Origin of the sequence: Rhizobium sp. CC-YZS058 (assembly GCF_034720595.1) — a bacterium.
Classification (GTDB): domain Bacteria; phylum Pseudomonadota; class Alphaproteobacteria; order Rhizobiales; family Rhizobiaceae; genus Ferranicluibacter.
On the sequence record NZ_JAYESJ010000001.1, the window covers coordinates 824,170 to 844,582 of the forward strand.

Annotated in this window: 18 protein-coding genes; 12 read left to right on the forward strand and 6 right to left on the reverse strand. The window is 65.9% G+C overall.

Translation table 11 applies throughout. From position 1 onward, the window contains the following. Nucleotides 1-6: 6 nt before the first annotated feature. From U8330_RS04035 to U8330_RS04055, 5 genes are read left to right on the forward strand one after another with little or no spacing between them, the layout of a single operon-like run. A complete protein-coding gene (locus U8330_RS04035; RefSeq protein ID WP_323103849.1) occupies nt 7-1,509 on the forward strand; it encodes a xylulokinase in 1,503 nt (500 codons plus the stop codon). After that, on the forward strand, nt 1,506-2,183 hold the full coding sequence (locus U8330_RS04040) for an HAD family phosphatase (RefSeq protein ID WP_323103850.1): 678 nt from the start codon (nt 1,506-1,508) through the stop codon (nt 2,181-2,183). The genes U8330_RS04035 and U8330_RS04040 overlap by 4 nt, the downstream gene beginning before the upstream one ends. Nucleotides 2,184-2,195: 12 nt before the next feature. Further along, the gene (locus U8330_RS04045) at nt 2,196-2,969 is read left to right on the forward strand and encodes an SDR family NAD(P)-dependent oxidoreductase (RefSeq protein WP_323103851.1); all 774 of its coding nucleotides are present in this window, start codon (nt 2,196-2,198) and stop codon (nt 2,967-2,969) included. Continuing rightward, a complete protein-coding gene (locus U8330_RS04050) occupies nt 2,960-4,051 on the forward strand; it encodes a glycerol dehydrogenase (RefSeq protein ID WP_323103852.1) in 1,092 nt (363 codons plus the stop codon). The genes U8330_RS04045 and U8330_RS04050 overlap by 10 nt, the downstream gene beginning before the upstream one ends. 15 nt (nt 4,052-4,066) lie before the next feature. After that, nucleotides 4,067-4,810 (forward strand): SDR family NAD(P)-dependent oxidoreductase, encoded by a 744-nt coding sequence (locus U8330_RS04055; protein ID WP_323103853.1) that lies wholly within the window; start codon nt 4,067-4,069, stop codon nt 4,808-4,810. A gap of 28 nt (nt 4,811-4,838) precedes the next feature. Here U8330_RS04055 and U8330_RS04060 read toward each other — a convergent pair whose 3' ends face one another. The 4 genes from U8330_RS04060 to U8330_RS04075 form a co-directional block, all read right to left on the reverse strand. After that, the gene (locus U8330_RS04060) at nt 4,839-5,312 is read right to left on the reverse strand and encodes a chemotaxis protein CheW (RefSeq protein WP_323103854.1); all 474 of its coding nucleotides are present in this window, start codon (nt 5,310-5,312) and stop codon (nt 4,839-4,841) included. Further along, complete coding sequence (locus tag U8330_RS04065; RefSeq protein ID WP_323103855.1) at nt 5,312-7,246, reverse strand: methyl-accepting chemotaxis protein; 1,935 nt, start codon at nt 7,244-7,246, stop codon at nt 5,312-5,314. Before U8330_RS04065 ends, U8330_RS04060 begins: the two co-directional genes overlap by 1 nt. 372 nt (nt 7,247-7,618) lie before the next feature. Next, complete coding sequence (locus U8330_RS04070) at nt 7,619-8,689, reverse strand: aldo/keto reductase (RefSeq protein ID WP_323103856.1); 1,071 nt, start codon at nt 8,687-8,689, stop codon at nt 7,619-7,621. A gap of 99 nt (nt 8,690-8,788) precedes the next feature. Beyond that, entirely contained in the window at nt 8,789-9,151 is a 363-nt protein-coding gene (locus tag U8330_RS04075; protein WP_323103857.1) for an Atu4866 domain-containing protein, read from the reverse strand. A 216-nt stretch (nt 9,152-9,367) separates the two neighbouring features. On the opposite strand from U8330_RS04075, the gene U8330_RS04080 reads away from it, so the two are divergent. After that, complete coding sequence (locus U8330_RS04080; RefSeq protein WP_323103858.1) at nt 9,368-10,339, forward strand: AraC family transcriptional regulator; 972 nt, start codon at nt 9,368-9,370, stop codon at nt 10,337-10,339. Between the two features lie 99 nt (nt 10,340-10,438). On the opposite strand, the gene U8330_RS04085 is transcribed toward U8330_RS04080, so the two are convergent. Continuing rightward, a complete protein-coding gene (locus tag U8330_RS04085) occupies nt 10,439-11,539 on the reverse strand; it encodes a mannitol dehydrogenase family protein (RefSeq protein ID WP_323103859.1) in 1,101 nt (366 codons plus the stop codon). Between the two features lie 49 nt (nt 11,540-11,588). Continuing rightward, entirely contained in the window at nt 11,589-12,467 is an 879-nt protein-coding gene (locus U8330_RS04090; protein WP_323103860.1) for a GntR family transcriptional regulator, read from the reverse strand. Nucleotides 12,468-12,632: 165 nt separating this feature from the next. On the opposite strand from U8330_RS04090, the gene U8330_RS04095 reads away from it, so the two are divergent. The 6 genes from U8330_RS04095 to U8330_RS04120 all read left to right on the forward strand — a co-directional run bounded on the left by U8330_RS04095 (nt 12,633) and on the right by U8330_RS04120 (nt 20,410). Then, nucleotides 12,633-14,144 (forward strand): altronate dehydratase family protein, encoded by a 1,512-nt coding sequence (locus U8330_RS04095; protein WP_323103861.1) that lies wholly within the window; start codon nt 12,633-12,635, stop codon nt 14,142-14,144. 76 nt (nt 14,145-14,220) lie between these two features. Continuing rightward, nucleotides 14,221-15,240 (forward strand): aldo/keto reductase, encoded by a 1,020-nt coding sequence (locus U8330_RS04100; protein WP_323103862.1) that lies wholly within the window; start codon nt 14,221-14,223, stop codon nt 15,238-15,240. Nucleotides 15,241-15,641: 401 nt separating this feature from the next. Beyond that, nucleotides 15,642-16,631: an ABC transporter substrate-binding protein gene (locus tag U8330_RS04105; RefSeq protein WP_323103863.1), complete on the forward strand. Its 990-nt coding sequence runs from the start codon at nt 15,642-15,644 to the stop codon at nt 16,629-16,631. 120 nt (nt 16,632-16,751) lie between these two features. Next, entirely contained in the window at nt 16,752-18,320 is a 1,569-nt protein-coding gene (locus U8330_RS04110) for a sugar ABC transporter ATP-binding protein (protein WP_323103864.1), read from the forward strand. Nucleotides 18,321-18,363: 43 nt separating this feature from the next. Further along, entirely contained in the window at nt 18,364-19,338 is a 975-nt protein-coding gene (locus U8330_RS04115) for an ABC transporter permease (protein WP_323103865.1), read from the forward strand. Nucleotides 19,339-19,390: 52 nt separating this feature from the next. After that, nucleotides 19,391-20,410 (forward strand): zinc-binding alcohol dehydrogenase family protein, encoded by a 1,020-nt coding sequence (locus tag U8330_RS04120; protein WP_323103866.1) that lies wholly within the window; start codon nt 19,391-19,393, stop codon nt 20,408-20,410. The last annotated feature ends 3 nt before the right edge of the window (nt 20,411-20,413 follow it).

Sequence of the window (20,413 nt, forward strand, 5' to 3'; positions counted from 1 at the left end):
GCATTCATGACTGATGATCTCTTCCTCGCCATCGATGTCGGCACTGGCAGCGTCCGTGCCGCGCTCATGGCGGCCGATGGCCGCATCCTCTCCGTCGCCGCGCGTGAGCATGAGCAGATCGTGCCGCGCTTCGGCTGGTCCGAGCAACGTCCGCAGGATTGGTGGACCGGCGTTTGTGCGGCGATCCGCGCGGTGCTGGCTGACCATGAGGGCGCGCGGGCGCGCATTGCCGCTGTGGCGGCCTGCGGCCAGATGCACGGCACGGTGCTCGTCGATGCCGATGGCCGGCTGACGCGCGAGACCGCGCCGCTGTGGAACGACAAGCGCACGGTCGACTATGTCACCGCCTTCGAGGCGGCGCATGCACCGCAGACCTACCTTGCCGATTGCGCCAACCCCGCCGCGCCCGCCTGGCCGGGCTTCAAGCTGCAGTGGCTGCGTGACAACGACGCGCCCGCCTGGTCCCGCACGGCCGCCGTCTTGATGCCGAAGGATTACATCAATCTCCGGCTGACGGGCGAGATCGCTATGGACCGCACGGATGGCGGCGCGAGCTTCATGATGGATCCCGCAACGGGCGAATGGTCCGAGCGCATGCTCGATCGGCTTGGCCTCGACCGCGCCAAGCTTGCCCCGCTTCGCAACCCGGTCGAGCATCTCGGCACCGTGACGGACGTGGCGGCCGGCGAAACCGGGCTCATGGCGGGGACGCCGGTTCTGGTCGGCGGCGCCGATTATCCGGTCGCGCTGCTCGGCTCCGGCGTCTGCCGGCCCGGTATCGGCTCCGAGGTTATGGGAACCTCCGCTATCATCACCGCAATCGCCCGGACGCCGCTTCTCGACCCGTCCGTCTGCAATGTCGGCACGGTGGAAGGTCAATGGGGTGCCTTCATGCTGCTCGAATCGGGTGGCGACGCCATGCGCTGGGCCCGCCGCGCCTTTCACGACAAACAGGCGAGTTATGAAGAGATCGTCGCCAAGGCGGCGGAAGCGCCGCCGGGTGCCGAGCGGCTGTTCTTCATGCCCTATCTCACCGGCGAGCGGCTCGGCGCCCATCGCAATGCCCGCGCCCAGTTCTTCGGCATCGGCGCTGCCCATGGCCTGGCGCACCTCCACCGCGCGGTGCTGGAAGGCGTCGCCTTCGCCACCAAGCGCCATATCAACAGCCTCAACGCCATTTCCGGCGCACCGCTGACGCGGATCGTCGCCTCGGGCGGCGGCGCCAAGACGGAGCTGTGGATGAAGATCAAGGCCAGCGTCTACGGCCTGCCGATTCTCGTCCCGCGCGAACCGGAATGCGGCCTGGTCGGCTGCGCCATCATGGCCGCCACGGCCACCGGCCGGTTTGCCAGCGTGGAGCAGGCGGCCGAAGCCCTCGTCCACTATGACCGCGAGATCCGGCCCGATCCGGCCTGGCAGGCGGTCTACCAGCCGATGCAGGTGCTGTTCGAAAAGCTCTACCACCACGCCCAGGCGCTCTACGACGATCTGGACCGGCTGCCGCAATGACGCTTGCTGCCGTTCTCTTCGACATGGATGGCACGCTGATCGACAGCGAGCCTATGCATTCTGAGGCCACCGACACGGTGCTGAAGGCGGTTGGCTGCGTTGCGCCACCCGAAATCGGCGGGCTGATGACCGGCATGTCCGGCTTCGATTGCCACGCCCTGCTGGTCGAGCGCGCCGGTCTGGCGCTCTCCTTCGACGATTATGTGGCCGCCAAATACGCCGCGTTTCTCAAAACCGCGTCCAGCCTGCGCCTGCGGCCGGGTGCTGCGGCGGTGCTGCAGGGGCTGGAGCGGCAAGGGATTGCCTTCGCGATCGTGTCCAATTCCGACCGCATGCTGATGGATGCCAGTCTCGCAGCAGTCGGCCTTGCCCGGCCGGGTCTCATCACCGTGTCGCGCAACGACGTGCGCGACGGCAAGCCCCATGCCGAACCCTATCTGCGCGCCGCCTATCTGCTCGGGGTCGACCCCGCGCATTGCGCGGTGGTGGAGGACAGCTTACCCGGCGCGGCAGCCGGCCTTGCAGCCGGCATGGCCGTGATCGGCTGGCCCGAGCCGCACCGCGGCGATCTCGCCTTTCCGGCCGGCACCACGCTCGCCGCGCCGCACGACCTTCTGTCCACGCTCGACGCCCTGATTGCGGATCGCGCCGCCGAGCTTGCTTTCCGTCCCTGAGGAGGATGACCGATGTATCTCGACAAATTCAAACTGACCGGCAAGATCGCCGTGGTCACGGGGGCTGCCCGCGGCATCGGGCTGGCCGCAGCCGAGGCGCTGGCCGAGGCGGGTGCCCTGGTGGTGCTGACCGACATGAATCCCGAGCTTCTGTCCGGCGCACTGGAAACGCTGACCGCCAAGGGCCATCGCGTTGAAGGCGAACTGCTCGATGTTACCGATCGGGCGCGGGTCGAGGCGGTGCGCGATGCGGTGCTCGCCCGCCATGGCCGGGTGGATGTCCTGGTCAACAATGCCGGCATCGCCATCAGCAATCATCCGGCCGAGACGATGAGCGACGAGGTCTGGAACAAGGTGATCGACGTCAACCTGAACGGCGTGTTCTGGTGCTGCCGCGCCTTCGGCAAGGCCATGCTCGACAGCGGCGCCGGGTCGATCGTCAATGTCGGCTCCATGTCCGGCTTCATCGTCAACCGCCCGCAGGAGCAGGCAAACTACAACGCGTCCAAGGCGGCGGTGCACCATCTCACCCGCTCGCTCGCCGCCGAATGGGGCGCGCGCGGCGTGCGCGTGAACGCTGTGGCTCCGACCTATATCGACACCGAAATGAACAAATATGTCTACGAGAACGAGGAGATGTATCGCCACTGGGTGGGCGGCACGCCGATGAACCGGCTGGGCCGCACCGACGAGGTGGCCTCGGTCATCCTGTTCCTCGCCTGCGAGGCCTCCAGCCTGATGACCGGCTCGATCGTTCTGGCCGATGGGGGCTATGTATGCTGGTAGATCAGGCATCCGCCGGCCTTCTGCGCGGCGCGCGCTTTCCCGGTCGCTACATTCAGGGCGCCGGTGCCCTGGCAGAGCTCGGCCGGGAGGCCCGCGGTTTCGGCACGAAGGCCGTCGTTCTTCTCGATCGCGGCATCCACGATCTCCTGCTGCCCGCCGTCACGGCGGCGCTGGACGGGCAGGTCGAGGCCGAGATCCTGCGCCATGGCGGCGAATGTTCCGAGGCGCAGATCGCGGTTCTGGTCGAACGCGCGACAGCGGCCGGCGCGACCCTCCTCATCGGCGCCGGCGGAGGCAAGGCGCTGGATACGGCCAAGGCCGCGGCTCGCGATCTCGGCCTGCCGGTCATCGTCGTGCCGACCATCGCGGCCTCCGATGCGCCCTGCAGCGCCCTTGCGGTCATCTATACCGAGGACGGCGCCGTCGCCTATGACACCTTCCTCCCATCCAATCCCGATCTTGTCCTGGTCGATACGGCGCTGATCGCGCGGGCGCCGGCGCGCTTCCTGGCCGCCGGCATCGGCGATGCGCTCGCCACCTATTACGAAGCGGAGAGCTGCCGACAGAGCGGCGCCTTCAACTGCATGGGAATGCCGGGCGTCAGCCTGGCCTATGAGGTCGCGCGGTTCTGCCGGGAGACGATCTTTGCCCATGGCGCCGCAGCGCTCGAAGACTGCGATGCCGACCGTGCGGGGCCCGCGCTGGAGCGGGTGGTCGAGGCCAATATCCTGCTTTCCGGCATCGGCTTCGAATCGGGCGGCGTGGCGGCGGCCCATGCCATTCATCACGGTCTCTGCGAGCTCGAGGACGTTCACCATCACCTCCATGGCGAGAAGGTGGCGATCGGCGTGCTGGCGGGATTGCTGCTGCACGGCGCGGAGGAGGAATTCGAGCGCGTGCGCGCCTTTTGCCGGAGCGTGCGCCTGCCGACCCGGCTCGCCGAGATCGGCATTGCAGAGGCGAGCGAGGAGAAGCTCGCCATCGTCGCCCGGCGCGCCTGCCGGGCCGGCGAAATCATCCACAATGAACCGATGCCGATCCGCGAAGAGGCCGTAATCGCGGCTCTGCGCGCCTTGATCTGACTGGAGGAGCCCGAAATGACCCCGACCCCCTACGCTCCCGTTTTCCTTGCCGGCAAGACGGTGCTGGTGTCCGGCGGCACGAGCGGCATCGGCCTTGCCATCGCCAAGGGTTTTGCCTCGGCCGGTGCCAGCGTCGTGGCGACCGGCAGCTCCGCCGCCCGCCTGGATGCAGCGCGCGCCGAGGCCGGCGAAGGCCTGCGCTTCGCGCAGCTCGACGTGCGGGACGGCGCCGCCATCAGCCGGTTCATGGAGGCCTTTTCGACCCTCGATGTTCTCGTCAACTGCCAGGGCGTTGCCCGGCCGGACCAGGAATGGGAGGAGGAAACCTTCCTCGACGTGATCGACATCAATTTGAACAGCGCCATGCGCCTGTCGCGCGTGGCCTTTCCGCTGTTGAAGGCAAGCGGCGGCAGCATCGTCATGGTCGCATCCATGCTGAGCTATCTCGCCGACAAATCGGTGCCGGCCTATACGGCCAGCAAGACCGGCATTGTCGGCCTCACCCGGGCGCTCGCCCACCAATACGGGCCCGACGGCGTCCGCGTGAATGCGATTGCGCCGGGCTATCACCGCACCGACATGACGCGCGCGCTCTGGTCCGTGCCGGAGAGCGCAGACAGGATCGCCAAGCGCTCCGCCCTGCAGCGCTGGGGGGAGGCGGAGGATCTGGTGGGCCCGACGCTCTTCCTCGTGTCGCCCGCAGCCGCCTTCGTCACCGGCGTCACCTTGCCGGTCGACGGCGGCTATCACAGCGGCTGAGGCACCGTCGGCCGGTGCCGGATCGCCGTCAGACCATCTCGCCCCAGGCCGCGGCGCTGTCGACAGAGAAGATCGATTCCAGGTTGAGGAAGCAGATCATGTCCTTGTCGCGGGCAAAGACGCCTTCGGCATAGCCCATCGCGGTCTCGGCGGCGGCGGGAATCGGCTGCAAATCGCTGGAGGCGATCGTCAGGATGTCCGAAACCCGGTCGACCATCATGCCGATCGTGTTGCCGTGGACGCTGGTGACGACGATGGCGCTGCGCTCGGAGGTCTGGGCCGGCGGCATGCCGAGCTTCATCGCCAGGTCGACGATCGGGATCACCGTGCCGCGCAGGTTCATGACGCCCATCACCTCGGGTGACGTATGGGGCAGAGGCGTCACCGGCGCCCAGCCGCGGATCTCGCGAATGGCGACGGTGCGCACGCAGAACAGCTGGCCGTGCAGCATGAAGGCGATGATTTCCAAAGCATCGCCCGCCTGTTGGTAGATGACGTTCATCAGAATTCCTTCCATTCGCTGGCGTGATGATCCACGGCAGCCGTGCCGGAGAACGCCGAGGCGATCTTCCTGCCAAGCGCCTTGACGGGAGAGGGGGCAGGCGATTCGCGCCCGGTCGCTTCACGCGGCGTGGCGGGAACGACGCCTTGGCCGAGGCGGAACTGCGACAGGAGCTGGTTGAGCGAGCTCACCTCCTTGGCCAGGCGATGGCTGGCCGCCGTCGATTCCTGCACCATGGCTGCGTTCTTCTGCGTGTCCTGGTCCATCTGGTTTACGGCCGAGTTGATCTGCTGGAGGCCGGAGGCCTGCTCCTGCGCGGCCTCGACGATGGCCGAGACGTGGCGGTTGATCTCCTGCACTTCGGAGACGATCGTCTCCAGGGCGCGGCCGGTGTCGCCGACAAGCTGCACGCCTTCCTGTACTTGCGCATTGGAGGTGGTGATCAGCGCCTTGATTTCCTTGGCGGCATTGGCGGAACGCTGGGCGAGTTCGCGCACCTCCTGCGCCACGACGGCGAAACCCTTTCCGGCTTCGCCGGCGCGGGCTGCCTCGACGCCGGCATTGAGCGCAAGCAGGTTCGTCTGGAAGGCGATCTCGTCGATCACGCCGATGATGTTGGAGATCTCGCCGGAGGATTTGGCGATCTGCTCCATCGCACCGACCGCACGGCGGACGACCTCGCCGGATTGCTCGGCGCCGGTCTTGGCGCGGGCCACGATATGGCCGGCCTCGCGGGCCCGCTTGGTGGAGTCCTGCACCGTGGTGGTGATCTCCTCCAAGGCGGCCGCGGTTTCCTCGACGGCGGCAGCCTGCTGCTCGGTCCGCTTGGCGAGGTCGTCGGCGGCCGACTTGATCTCGACCGTGCCCGTATCGATGCCCCGGGCGTTTTCGGCAACACGCGTCAGCGCATCCTGCAGCTTCTCGGCGGAATGGTTGAAGTCCTTGCGCACCACGTCGAGCGCGCCGGCGAATGACTGCTGAAGACGAAAGGACACATCGCCCTCGGCGAGCTTGGAAAGCCCGGTGGCAAGACTGTCGATCGCGGTCTGCACCTCGGCAGCCTCGCGCGCCTTCTGCGCATCGCGCTCGATCCGCTCCTTCTCGGACAGGGTCCGGCCCGCCTCCGTTTCGCGCTCCAGCCGGATGCGCTCCAGCGCGCTCTCGCGGAAGACCTGCACGGCCTTGGCCATGCGCCCCACCTCGTCGCGCCGCTCGAGCCCGTCGATCGGAGCTGCGGTCTCGCCGCCGGCAAGCGTGGTCATCCGCTCGCAGATCCGGGCGATCGGCCCGACGATGCCCTTGGCGGAAACGACGAGGGCAGCAAGAATTCCGACCAGGAAGGTCAGTCCGATCGCGATCAGCGAGACGGTGATGGTGGATTGGGTGCGCTGGGAAAGGGTCTGGCTTTCCTCGGCGATCCGCGTGGCGGAGCTGTTGACGAGCTTGGTGATGTCGTCGGTCAGGGACGCGATTTCTGCATCCGCCTTCGACAAAGTTTCGCGCAATTCGTTGTCGCGCGATGCCTTGGCCAGTTCGACGGCGCTGTCCGTGAGCGTGACCACGGATTTTGTCTTGTCGATAAGATCCCCGATCTGCGGCTCGAGTTCCGGCAGGAGCGTCTTTGCGTTATCCAGGCGTTGGAACAGCAGCTCCCGCAGCTTGCCATAGTCTTCGAGCGAGGACACGAACGCTTTGTCCTGGGGCGCATAGGCCATCATCTTGTAGGCGTCGTAGGCAACGCTCTGGAGGTTTCGGTTCGCGCGCGCCAGTTCGACGAGAGCGGCATTGTCTTCGGCGATGAATGCAAAATAGGCATTGTCGGCCGCCTTGAACCGCAACGAGAGAAACCCGGCGGCCGCCAGTCCAACCAAGCAGAGCGGAAGGATCAAGGAGAGAATTTTCGTGCGGATGCTGGCATTGCGAAGGAACGACATGGTGGACCTTTCCCAAGACTGGCGAGGGCCTGCTTTGCAGGGCCTGCGTGCAAGAGTGGAAATTGCGTGTGAACATCCGCCTCATGCGGATCGCCTCAGGCGCCCCAACTGAGCGCCAGCTCGGCGATTGGAGACACTCCTCCCGACTTCGCCATTCCCATTTTATTTTCATGGAAACTAAAATACACTTAATATTCGAGAAGGCTTTTATAGAAGACGTTCATGGTGGCGGGCGACTGTTTCGCCCTCGCAAGTCTCGACGCCCGCAGATACGTTTCGAGCGAGCATGGACACGCTCCATGCTCGCTCGCGGTCTCTTCCATTCTCTGCCGTTCCGGTCATTCGCTCTGACGCTGCGATGGCGCAGATCGCTTAGGATCTCGCTGCGACGCTCTGCGTGCCGTGGATCAATTGCCGGACCATGGGGCGCTCGATGAAGCGATGCGGGAAGATCGGCGCCGGGCGGCTGGCGGCGTCGAGGCGCGCGATGTGATCGTCGCTCAATGTCAGAGCCAGCGCGCCGAAATTGTCTTCCGCCTGCTTCAGCGTCCGAGCGCCCATCACCGGGGCGGTGACGGCCGGGTTCAGAAGCGTCCAGGCCAGCGCCACCTGCGAACGGCTGGCGCCGGTTTCCGCGGCAATCGTTCCGACGACCTCGGCGATGTCGAGCGAGCGCTGGTTCAGATGGCCGGTCGAGGCGATGACGCCCTTGCGCTCGGTCGAAACATCGGCGCCATTCTCGTCGGAAAGATCGGCGGTCGAATATTTCCCGGTCAGGATGCCGCCTCCAAGCGGCGACCAGGGCAGAACGCCAAGCCCCAGCGCTTGCGCCATCGGCATCAGCTCATGCTCGACCGTGCGCTCGACCAGGCTATATTCGATCTGCAGCGCCACCAGCGGCGACCAGCCCCGCAAGTCCGCCAGCGTCTGCATCTCGGCAATGCGCCAGGCCGGCGTGTTGCAGATGCCGAGATAGGCCACCTTGCCGGCCCGAACCAGATCGTCGAGCGCGCGCATCACTTCGTCGGGACGGGTGGTGAAGTCCCAAGCGTGAATGTAGAGCAGGTCGATCCGGTCGGTGTCGAGCTGGCGCAGGCTCGTCTCCACGGAGCGCTGCATGTTCAGCCGGTGATTGCCGCCGGCATTGATGTTGGCCGGATCGCGCGCCATGGTGAATTTCGTGGCGAGCACGATCCGCTCGCGCTTGTCCTTGATGAAACCGCCGAGGATGCGCTCCGAGGCGCCATTGGTGTAATTGACGGCCGTATCCACGAAATTGCCGCCGCGATCCACATAGGCGTCGAAGATCCGGCGTGCCTCGCCTTCCTCCGCTCCCCAGCCCCAGTCGGAGCCAAAGGTCATGGTGCCGAGGGCAAGCGGCGAAACCCGCATGCCTGAACGGCCGAGCAGGCGGTAGTCGGTCAGCGAGTGGGGTGAGTTCATGCTTGTGTCTCCTGATCAAGCGAAGCCGGGTTTTCCTGCCGGCTCTTTCTGTATGGGGCAGTGGCGGGGCGGGTTGTCCGATCCTCCACGCGGAGGCTGTCAGCGCTGGCGGAAGAAGATCATGCCGCCATGGTGCAGTTCATCCTCGCTGACGAAGGTGCCGTCGGCGGTGAAGCCGGTGTCGTCCCAATAGTTGATATGGGTGCCGCGGACCTCGTAGCGGCCCTGATAGGCGCTCTGCCGCGCGCCGCGCGCTTCGTCGTAGCGGCCGTTAGCCAGCAGTTCCTGGCGGATCCGCCCGTCGGCGGTGACCCACATTCCGACATAGGGATGCTGCGGTCGGGCCGGCCCTTGCGTCGGGCTTGCCACGACGGCGGCTGCGGCAGCATCGGGCGTGGCGATCGTTGCATCGCCGGTCAGGACGGCGCCGAGTGCGGCGAGCATCTGGGCTTTGGTCTTCATGGCACGTCTCCCTTGGGTCATCGCCAGAGCGAGCAGAGGCTGCCGGCGGTGGGGCTTGGCGCATCCGGTGGGCTTGTCGGCTCCACCCGGCTGCCCCAGCTTTATCGCGCCTTCCGGTCTTCGGGCGGTAGCGCCATCCTCCGCGCTTCTTGCCCGATCGTCCAAGGATCGTGCCGGTCCGCTATCGGAGGGACAGTCCGCATGAGAGAAGGGGCCATGACCGATCAAGAGACCATCATCGCGCTCATCAGCCGCCATGCGCCACGCGACGGCACCGTCGAGACCGCCGTGCCCGGGCTCAAGCTGATCCGCTGTTCGCAGCCGACGCTGCCCATGCCGGTCATCTACGAGCCGACGCTCTGCCTGGTGGCGCAGGGGCGCAAGCAGGCCATGCTCGGCAAGACGGCCTTCGTCTACGACCGGGCGCGCTATCTGATCGCCTCGGTGGATCTGCCGGTCATGGGGTCGGTGGTCGAGGCGAGCGCCGAGGCGCCCTATCTCTGCCTGCAGCTCGATCTCGATACGGTGGAGCTCGCCGAGCTGGCGATCCGCTATCCGCCGAAGGAGGCGCCGCGGCCGCGGGCCCTGAGCGGCTTGCTGCTCCATGATGTCGATTCCGGTGTCGTCGAGGCCGCGGTTCGGCTGTTGCGGCTGCTAGACCGGCCGGAGGATATCGACGCGCTGGCGCCGCTCGCCACGCGCGAGATCCTCTATCGTCTCATCACCGGTCCGGGGGCGGCGTCGGTGCGGCACATGGCCCGGGCAGGCACGCATCTGAGCCAGATCGCCCGCGCCATCGTCTGGATCAGGGCGCGCTTTCGCGAGGCCTGCCCCATCGAGGATGCGGCAGAGGTGGCCGGCATGAGCCGCTCGGCCTTCCACGCGCATTTCAAGGCGATCACGCTGATGAGTCCCCTCGAGTTTCGCACGCAGCTGCGTCTGCAGGAGGCGCGCCGGCTGATGCTGAGCGAGCGGCTGGATGCGGCGAGCGCCGGGTTTGCGGTCGGCTATGCCAGCCCGTCGCAGTTCTCGCGCGATTATGTCCGCGTCTTCGGCCTGCCGCCCGCACGGGACGTGCAGCGCCTGCGCGAGACGGGCGAGAGCCCAGCGAGCGGCGAAGGCCAGCGGCGCCGGGACCTGCCTGCCGGAGCCGGGCAGCCGCGGCGCGCCAGCCGGGCCGATGCCTAGAGTATTCCCAGCCGAAGCGTGATCGCTTCGGCGTCGGACAATGCGGCCAAAACAGAAACATAGAGCAGTGGAGGTGATCCCGTGATCGCCGGAAATGCTTTAGCCGGCGATGATGCGGTCGAGCGCCGGCATGGGCGTCTGCGGGCTCCACGCCTTCAGCCCGCCCAGCCGGCGGCGGATCTTCTCGGCATGGTTCTGGGCGATATCGCGCAGGCGGTGGTCGAGGAAGGGGTTCTCGAAGCGCTCCATGGTTTCGGCCACATAGGCTCCCGCCTCTTCGCCGAGACCCTTGGCGGCGAAGGCGGGGATGACCTCCTGTGCATAGATGGCCTGAAGCTGCGCCTTGATCGCCGGTTCGCCGAGAATGGCGCGCACCGTCTCGTCCGGCGCGCGGCCGCCCTTCAGCCACAGATCGGCAAGAACCGTGTGGCCGAGGTTGAGGATATGCAGCTTCAGCGCCTCGTAGGGCTCCAGATCCTCGACAAGCCGGATCGCAGGATGGGTGCAGGGCACCTGGAGGCCCGGCTGGCGTTCGATTGCCCAGAGCGCATAGGGCTCGGCCACGGCGCCTGCCGGCTGCAGGGGCTCGGACACGATGCGGTCCACCAGCGAATTGCCCCAGACGAGCGCCGTATCTAGCCAGCGCGTAAACGAGGCGTCGCCGATGCGGCGCTCGGCGAGGTCGAGAAGGATGCGTTTCAGGACGCTGCCATTGCGGGAAACGAGCTCGCAGGGCAGCACCGTCAAGCCGCGCCCGTTGGCCACGAACCGTGCATGGAGAAGCCGCAGCAGCTTGCCGGGGAAGGAGGCCGGCACGCCCTCCGCCTCGTCATCCTCCGCAACGACATAGCCCGTGTCTCCTGTGTTGGAGAGAAGGATCTCCGCCTCCTCGACGACAATCCTCGTAATTTCCGGCCAGTCGCTGCCGGCTGAAAGGGCGCGAGCGACGCTTTTCACCTGCTGGCTGCGCTCGATCGGCGCTCCGTTCTCAAGGCCGCGAATGATGACGGGAAAGCCGCCTTCGGCGGCGAGCGCCCCCAGCCGGCCGGCGCGGTCGGCAGAGCTGGTCGTCTGCACGATGGTGATCGGCCCGCGTGCCGCATCGCGCTCCATGGCCTCGCTGACGAAGAGATCGACATGGGCCTGGAGAAACCGGCTGGTTCCGAACTGGACGATCGGCGTGGGGGTCGAGGCGGTCATCGGCGGATCCTGCGTAAGGGGGAGAGGGAGAGGCGTTAGGGGGACAGGGCTATGGAATGGATTGCAGCAGGGTCTCGCGCGCCGAGCGCAGATGCTTCCGGCAGGCCGCCTCGACACCGGCGAGATCGCGGGTCTTCAGCGCGGCGATATAGTCGAGATGCTCTTCCAGCGCCCGGGCATTGCGCTGCCGGGCATTGGTCTTGTTCCACTGGTAGTGGTAGTGGAAGACGATCGAGATGATGTCGTAGAAATCGACGATGAAGCGGTTGCTCGAGGCGCGGTGCACCAGGAGGTGGAAGCGCTCGTCGAGTTCGGAGAACTCCGGATAGCGCCGGTCGATATCGGCAAGCAGCGCATGATGCACCGCCTCGATCGCCGCAAGCTCTCCCCAGGCGGCATGGTCTTCGGGCAGGGCGGCAAAGCCGGCGGCCGAGCGCAGCTCGAACATTTCGCGCACCTCGGTCAGCTCCAGCGCAAATTCCCGCGTGAAGCCCTTGAGCACCCAATGGCTGTTCGGCCGCTTCTCGATCAGGCCGAAGCGGCTGAAGCGGATGAGGAATTCTCGCACGGCGGTCGTGCCCGTGCCGATATCGCGGGCGAGCTCCAGTTCGTTGATCTGCATGCCGGGCTCGGCGCCGCCGGCAAGAATCCGCCGCATGAAGCTGCGCTCGATGATGGCGGAGAGCGAGTCCGTTTCCTCGTTCGGAAAGTAATCGCCCGTCTCCGGCTTGCGCAGCACGAGCTTGGCCCGCTTGTCCCAGGAGATCAGGCCGAGCTCCTGCATGCGCGTCAAAATGGCGCGCACCGTCGTCCGGCTGACGCCGAGCGCCTGGCTCAGCTCCGGTTCCGACGGCAGCCGCGCGGTCTCCGCGATCAGCGTCAGCGCGCGGTTGAAGGCCTCCTTGAAGACGGTGTTCTGTTTTGCCATGCCGGCCGGTCGTTCCTTCCGGTCCCCCCGGGACCTCATCGTGGCGCGTGCTGCTCCCCGCATTCCACGCGGACATAATACCCGTTGACGGCGATCTGTCTATTGTGGATAAAAGACAAAAATCGCGATCGATGAGCGTAATCGGTTGCAGACATAGTAAGGGAGATGCCGGTGGGTGCGCCGTCCTTCATCGTTCTGTCGCCGGACGACAATGTTGCCGTGGCGTCCTTGGCCATCGAGGCCGGAGCCCCGCTCGAAGCGGGTGTCTCCGCTGCCGAGCGCATCGATCCCGGCCACAAGGTCGCGATCAAGCCGATCGCGCCCGGCGAGCCCGTGGTGAAATACGGCCAGGCGATCGGCCGCGCAACCGCGGCGATCGCGCCGGGCCATCATGTCCACTCCCATAATCTGGCGATCGACAACGACCGGCTCTCGATCGGCGCGCCGGTGGCCCCGGAAAGCGCCAATGCGGATGACCGCGCGCGAACCTTCATGGGCTATCGCCGGGCGGACGGCCGCGCGGCGACGCGCAACTTCATCGGCATCATCGCCAGCGTCAACTGTTCCACCACTGTCTGCCGCGCCATCGCGGACGAGGCGAACCGCTCCATCCTGCCGCGCTACGAGGGAATCGACGGCTTCGTGCCGATCGTCCACGACCAGGGCTGCGGCATGAGCTCGACCGGCGACGGCATGAAGAACCTGCATCGCACGCTGGCCGGCTATACCCGCCACGTCAATTTCGGCGGCGTGCTGATGGTCGGCCTCGGCTGCGAGGTCAATCAGCTGACGCTTTACGGACAGAGCGGGGCAGGGGCAGCCAAGCGCCACTTCAACATTCAGGACGCAGGCGGCTCGCGCCGCGCGGTCGCCCGGGCGCTCGGCGTTCTGGAAGAGATCGCGGCGGAAGTCGGCACGGCACGGCGCGAGCCGATCCCGGTCAGCGAGATCATCGTCGGCCTGCAGTGCGGCGGGTCGGACGGGCTCTCGGGCATCACGGCCAATCCGGCGCTGGGCGTTGCGGTCGATATCCTGGCCGGTGCCGGCGGGACGGCGATCCTCTCCGAAACCTCGGAAATCTATGGCGCCGAACATCTCCTGCGCAGCCGCGCGGTGGACGAAGGCGTGGCCACCAAGCTCGACGGGCTCATTTCCTGGTGGGAGGCCTATGTCGCCCAGCACGGCGCCTCGCTCGACAACAATCCCTCGCCCGGGAACAAGCGCGGCGGGCTGACCACCATTCTCGAGAAATCGCTTGGCGCCGTCGCCAAGGGCGGGCGCTCGCCGCTCACCGCCGTCTATCACTATGCCGAGCGCGTCACCGAGCACGGCCTCGTCTTCATGGATACGCCCGGCTACGACCCGGTCTCGGCCACCGGGCAGGTGGCCGGCGGCGCCAATGTGATCGCTTTTACCACCGGGCGCGGCAGCTGCTTCGGCTCGCGTCCCTGTCCGTCCATCAAGCTGACGAGCAACTCCGCGCTCTATCAGGCGATGGAAGAGGACATGGACATCGATTGCGGCACGATCGCCACCGGCGAGGCGACCATTGCCGGCATGGGCCGGGAGATTTTCGAGCTGATCGTCGAGACCGCTTCCGGCCGAAAGACCAAGAGCGAGCTCTTCGGCTATGGCGACAATGAATTCGTGCCCTGGCATCTCGGCGCCACGCTCTGATCCCAGGGCGCGCGCAGGATGGCAGGCAGTGGCAGGGTCGCCCACACGCGACCGGCAGGACAGGTAGGAGAAAGACATGCAGACGCGCAAGATCGGCAAGACGGCGCTTTCGGTCACCGAATATAGTTTCGGCACGGCGCCGCTCGGCGGCATGTATCGCGCCTGCCCGCGCGATGCGGCAATGGAGACGCTGGAGGCTGCCTGGGATAGCGGCATGCGGTATTTCGACACGGCGCCCTGGTATGGCTTCGGCCTTGCCGAACGGCGGGTGGGCGATTTCCTGCGCGACAAGCCGAGCGGCAGCCATGTGCTTTCCACCAAGGTCGGCCGGCTGCAGCGCCCCGTTCCGGACGACCAGGTGCCGAGCTATGGCTTCGTCGATCCGCTGCCCTTCGAAACCGACTACGACTACTCCTATGACGGCATCATGCGCTCGGTCGAGTTCAGCTATGCCCGTCTCGGCCTGAACCGGATCGACATTCTCTTCGTCCACGATATCGGCGTCTATACCCACGGCGCCGAGCGCAATGCCGTCTATCTGCGCCAGCTGCTGGATGGTGGCTTGAAGGCGCTGGAGGAGCTGAAATCCGGCGGGACCATCGCGGCCTACGGGCTCGGGGTCAACGAGATCGAGGTCTGTCTCGATGTCATGCGCCAGGCGACGATCGACTGCATTCTTCTCGCCGGCCGCTACACCCTGCTCGACCGTTCGGCCGTGGCCGAGCTCCTGCCGCTGTGCGAGGCGGCGCAGACTTCGCTGATCGTCGGCGGCGTCTTCAATTCCGGCATTCTGGCGACCGGCCCGGTGGAGGGCGCGCATTTCGACTATCTGCCGGCAACGCCCGAGGTTCTCGAGAAGGTTGCCGCCATGCAGGCGATCGCCGAATCGCAGGGCGTGCCGCTTGCGGCTCCGGCCATGCAGTTTCCCCTGCAGAATCCGCTGGTCGCCTCGGTCCTGCTCGGCACGGCGCGCCGGTCCAGCCTGGAGCGGAACATGGCGCTCGAGAGTCATCGCCTGACGGCGGACCAGTTCGCTGCCTATGAAGCACACACTCTGGTCGCTCCCCCACTTGGAACGGACGCTGTGCGCGTTTGAACGCGTCACGGCTTCCTCGACAGGGGGAGAAGCGAATTGAAACAGGATCTTAGTTTGAAATCGTGAGGAATGGATCGGGTTTGCGAGCTGCCCGATCCTAATCATGATCGGATCAAATGTTCCATTTCTAAAAATTCTGGAACATTGGTGTCATTTCTGATTGCGCTTCCCTGATCTCTGGGTTAGCGTATGAGCATGAAGGAACGTTGTTGGAGGCAACGTTGGGCTGTAGCGGGCAAGGAGGTCCGGCCAGCCTGGGGAGGATCAGAAATAGCCATTGCAATTTCGATCCAACCGAGTAGCGTGCCTCTCGCAAATGTTTTTTATCGATAAAGATCGTGCCGTCCGCGTCTTGCGGCAGGATCCGGGAGAGACGACCAAGACGTGTGGAGGAGAACCAAATGACCTTTCTGAAATCGACTCTCAGCCGTCGCGGCTTCACCAGCCTGGCTGGCGCTGCGCTCTTCGCTGCCATGATGCCGGCGGCATCCATGGCGCAGGACGTCACCATTCCGATCATCGTCAAGGACACCACCTCGTTCTACTGGCAGATCGTTCTGGCCGGCGCCCGTGCGGCGGGCAAGGATCTCGGCGTCAACGTGCCGGAACTCGGCGCCCAGTCGGAAGCCGACATCAACGGCCAGATCAGCATTCTCGAAAACGCCGTCGCCGGCAGCCCGGCCGCCGTCGTCATCTCGCCGACCGAATTCAAGGCACTCGGCAAGCCGATCGACGAAGCCGCCAAGTCCGTTCCGGTTATCGGTATCGACTCGGCTGCCGACTCCAAGGCCTTCACCTCGTTCCTGACCACCGACAACACCCAGGGCGGACGTATCGCCGCTGACGGCTTGGCGGCTGCAATCAAGGAAGCGACCGGCAAGGAAGAGGGCGAAATCGCCATCATCACGAGTCTGCCGGGCGTCGGCTCGCTCGATCAGCGCCGCGCCGGCTTCATGGAGCAGATCGCGGCCAAATATCCAGGCCTGAAGGTCGTCGCCGATAAGTATGCCGACGGCCAGGCAACCACCGGCCTCAACATGATGACCGACCTCATCACCGCCAACCCGAACCTCGTCGGCGTCTTCGCCTCGAACCTCATCATGGCGCAGGGCGTTGGCCAGGCGATTGCCGAAAACAAGCTCGGCGACAAGGTGAAGGTCATCGGCTTCGACAGCGACGAGAAGACGGTCGGCTTCCTCAAGGAAGGCGTTCTCGCCGGCCTCGTGGTGCAGGACCCCTATCGCATGGGGTATGACGGCATCAAGACGGCGCTCGCCGCCTCCAAGAAGGAAAAGGTCGAGGCCAATGTCGACACCGGCGCCAACCTGGTGACGAAGGCCAACATGGCCGAGCCGAAGATCGACGCTCTCTTGAACCCGAAGATCAACTGATCTCGAACCGGGGTGGTCGGCTCGGCCGGCCACCCCACGCATCTCATTGGGTGAAGCTTCTGTCCGCCCGCGTTGCCTGATCGGCCGCGCGGGGCCGGATGGATGCGAGTGGAGGTCTTCATGTCAGATGTGTACGATGCCGGTCTGCGGCCGAACGACACCTTGGCCAAGCCGCGCGGGATCAAGATTGCCGGCCATCCGGTTCCCAAGGGCCAGCCGATCCTGGAACTGCGTGCCCTGCGCAAGCTCTATGGCGCCGTCGAGGCTCTGAAGCCTGCCGATCTGACCTTCCTGTCCGGTGAAATCCACGCCATCGTCGGTGAAAACGGCGCCGGAAAGTCGACGCTGATCAAGCTCCTGACCGGTGTCATCCGCCGAACCTCCGGCGATATTCTCTGGTGCGGCGAGACCGTCGCGCTCGCAAGCCCGAACGAGGCCATTCAGCGCGGCATCAATGCCGTCCACCAGGAAGTGGTTCTCTGCCCGCACCTGACCGTTGCCGCCAACATGTTCCTCGGCGACGAAATGGATTCCGGCGGTCTTCTGAAGAAGCGCGCCATGACGGACGCCGCCCAGGCCGTGCTCGACGATCTCGGCTTCAGCCTGCCGGCCGCGGCGACGCTGGCGAGCCTGACCATCGGCCAGCAGCAGCTGGTGGCCACCGCCCGCGCCGCCATGCGCGGCACGCAGTTCCTGATCTTCGACGAGCCGACCGCCTACCTGACCCGCCAGGAATCCGCGCAGCTCTTTCGCCTCATCCGCCGCCTTCAGGCCGAAGGTGTGACGATCGTCTACATCAGCCACCGCATGGAAGAGGTCTTCGAACTCGCCGACCGCGTGTCGGTGCTGCGCGATGGCACCCATGTCGGCACGCGGCTCATCGGCGAAACCAATGATGCCGAGTTGATCTCGATGATGATCAACCGCAGCCTCGACCAGGTCTACCACAAGGAAACGATGACGATCGGCGCACCGATCGTCGAGACGCGCGGCCTCAGCGGCCCGGGCTTCGAGGATGTCTCGCTGACCGTGCGCGCCGGCGAGATCGTCGGTCTCTACGGATTGATCGGTGCCGGCCGCAGCGAATTCGCGCTCGGCCTTTATGGCCGCGAAAAGGTCACGGCCGGCGAAATCCACTGGGAAGGCCGCAAGGTCGAGATCCGCAACGAGCGCCAGGCCATGGATCTGGGCATTGCTTTGGCGCCGGAAAGCCGGCGCGACCAGGGCCTCTGCCTCAACCTGCCGATCGGGCTCAACATCAATCTGCCGGTCTTTGATCGTCTGTCGCGCGGGCTCACCATCAGCCGCTCGCGCGAGCATGCCAATGCCGACAAGCAGATCAACGACCTGAAGATCAAGACGCCGACCCGCCGGGTGCTGGCGTCGGCCATGTCCGGCGGCAACCAGCAGAAGATCGTGATCGGCAAATGGCTCAGCCATGGTGCCAAGCTCTTCATCTTCGATGAGCCGACGGTTGGCGTCGATGTGGGCACAAAGGCGGAGATCTACCGCTTGTTCGGCCGGCTTCTGGAGCAGGGGGCCGGGATCATCCTGATCTCCTCCTACCTGCCGGAGGTCTATGAACTGGCCGACCGGCTGCATGTGTTCCGCCAGGGGCGCCTGGTGGCCAGCCATGATTATCGCAGTGCCTCGCATGAAGAGGTCCTGTCCGAGGCCATCGGCGTCTGACGCGCCGATACAGTGAGTTTGAGTGGAAGGGGAGAGGCAGACCATGAGCGTTGAGACCGCAACGGAGACCGCGCGCGTGCCGCGCAAGGGCATGAACATCCTGTTCGGGCTGACCCTGCTCGGGCTGCTGCTGTTCCTCTGGCTGCTCTTGGGCCTGGCGACCAACAGCTTCTGGACGTCGAACAACATCAGCAACCTGCTGCGCCAGGGCGCGATGACGGCCATCCTTGCGGTCGGCCAGACCTTCGTCATCATCACCGCCGGCATCGACCTTTCGGTCGGCGCCGTAGTCGGCTTCACCAGCGTGGCGCTTGCCTGGCTGCTTTCCTATGGCGTGCCGCTCTGGCCGGCCATGGCGATTACCCTGCTGATCGGCGTCGCCATCGGAGCCTTCCATGGCTTCGGCATCGTGCGCATGGGCCTGCCGCCCTTCATCATCACGCTCGCCACGCTCACCTCGCTGCGCGGCATCGGCCTGCTGATCACCAATGGCTCGACCATTTCGATCAGCCATGAAGGCTTCACGCAGTTCTCGCGAGCCGATTTCCTCGGCGTGCCGAGCCTGTTCTGGATGGTGCTGGTGGTGGCGATCCCCGCCTATGTCTATCTGCACTTGAGCCGCTGGGGCCGCTATCTCTTCGCCGTCGGTTCCAACAGCGAGGCCGCCCGTCTTTCCGGCGTCAACGTCACGCGCACCATCTACACGGCCTATATCCTCTCTTCCACCTGCGCTGCCTTCGTCGGCCTGCTGCTCGCCTCGCGCATCGGCATCGGCAATGCGACCCAGGCCGAAGGCTGGGAACTGCAGGCCATCGCCTCTTCGGTCATCGGCGGCACCAGCCTGTTCGGCGCGGTCGGCTCCGTGCAGGGTCCGCTGCTCGGCGCCTTCATCCTCGCCACCATCAACAATGGCGCGAACCTGATGAACCTGAACTCCTTCTGGCAGCGCATCATCACGGGCGGCCTGATCATCGTCATCGTCTATTTCGACCAGCTGCGCCGGCGCGGAAGCCGGTGAACGGCACCGGCCGTCGGGCAAGACTTCTCAGACAAGCAAGGACTGCAGCATCATGAAAGCGGCGATCTGCCAGGAACCGGGGCGGCTTCAACTGTCCGAGCAGCCGGCCCCGGGCGCCCTTGAGCCCGGCTGGGCGCGCCTCGCCGTCAGCCATGTCGGCATCTGCGGCACCGACTACCACATCTATGAAGGCAAGCACCCCTTCCTCGCTTATCCACGCGTCATGGGCCACGAGATCTCCGCCCATGTGGTCGAAACGGCGGGCGATGCGTCGCTCGCGCCCGGTTCGCTGGTCGTGGTGAATCCCTATCTCGCCTGCGGGCGCTGCCTCGCCTGCCGCAAGGGCAAGCCCAATTGCTGCCAGGCGATCGAGGTCCTCGGCGTTCACCGGGATGGCGCCTTGTGCGAGGAGATCCTCGTCCCCGTCGCCAATCTCTATCCGGCGGGCGATCTGTCCCCGGAAGCGGCGGCGACGGTGGAGTTCCTGGCGATCGGCGCGCATGCGGTGCGCCGTAGCGCCGGCGCATCGGGGTCGAAGGCGCTCGTCATCGGCGCCGGGCCGATCGGCCTCGGCACCGCGCTCTTCTCCCGCATTGCCGGCCACGAGGTCACGCTGCTCGACGCCAGTGCCGAGCGGCTGGCCATGGCAAGTCAGCATTTCGGCTTCTCGTCGGGCATCCTGGCTGGTGCCGAGACGCTCGAGAACGTGCTGGCCGCAAGCGGCGGCGACGGGTTCGATCTGGTCTTCGACGCCACCGGCCATGGCGGCTCCATGCAGGCCGCTTTCGGCTTCGTCGCCCATGGCGGCACGCTGGTCTTCGTCAGCGTCGTCAAGGACGAGATCCGCTTCTCGGACCCGGAATTCCACAAGCGGGAAATGACGCTGGTCGGCAGCCGCAATGCCACGCGGGAAGACTTCGAGCATGTCATGGCGTCGATCCGCTCCGGCGCCGTGCCGGTCGACACGCTCATCACCCACCGCACGACGCTGACCGGCGTCATCGACGACCTTCCGCGCTGGGCGCACGAGAAGGCAGGCCTGATCAAGGCTATCGTGGCGGTGGCGGCCTGACCC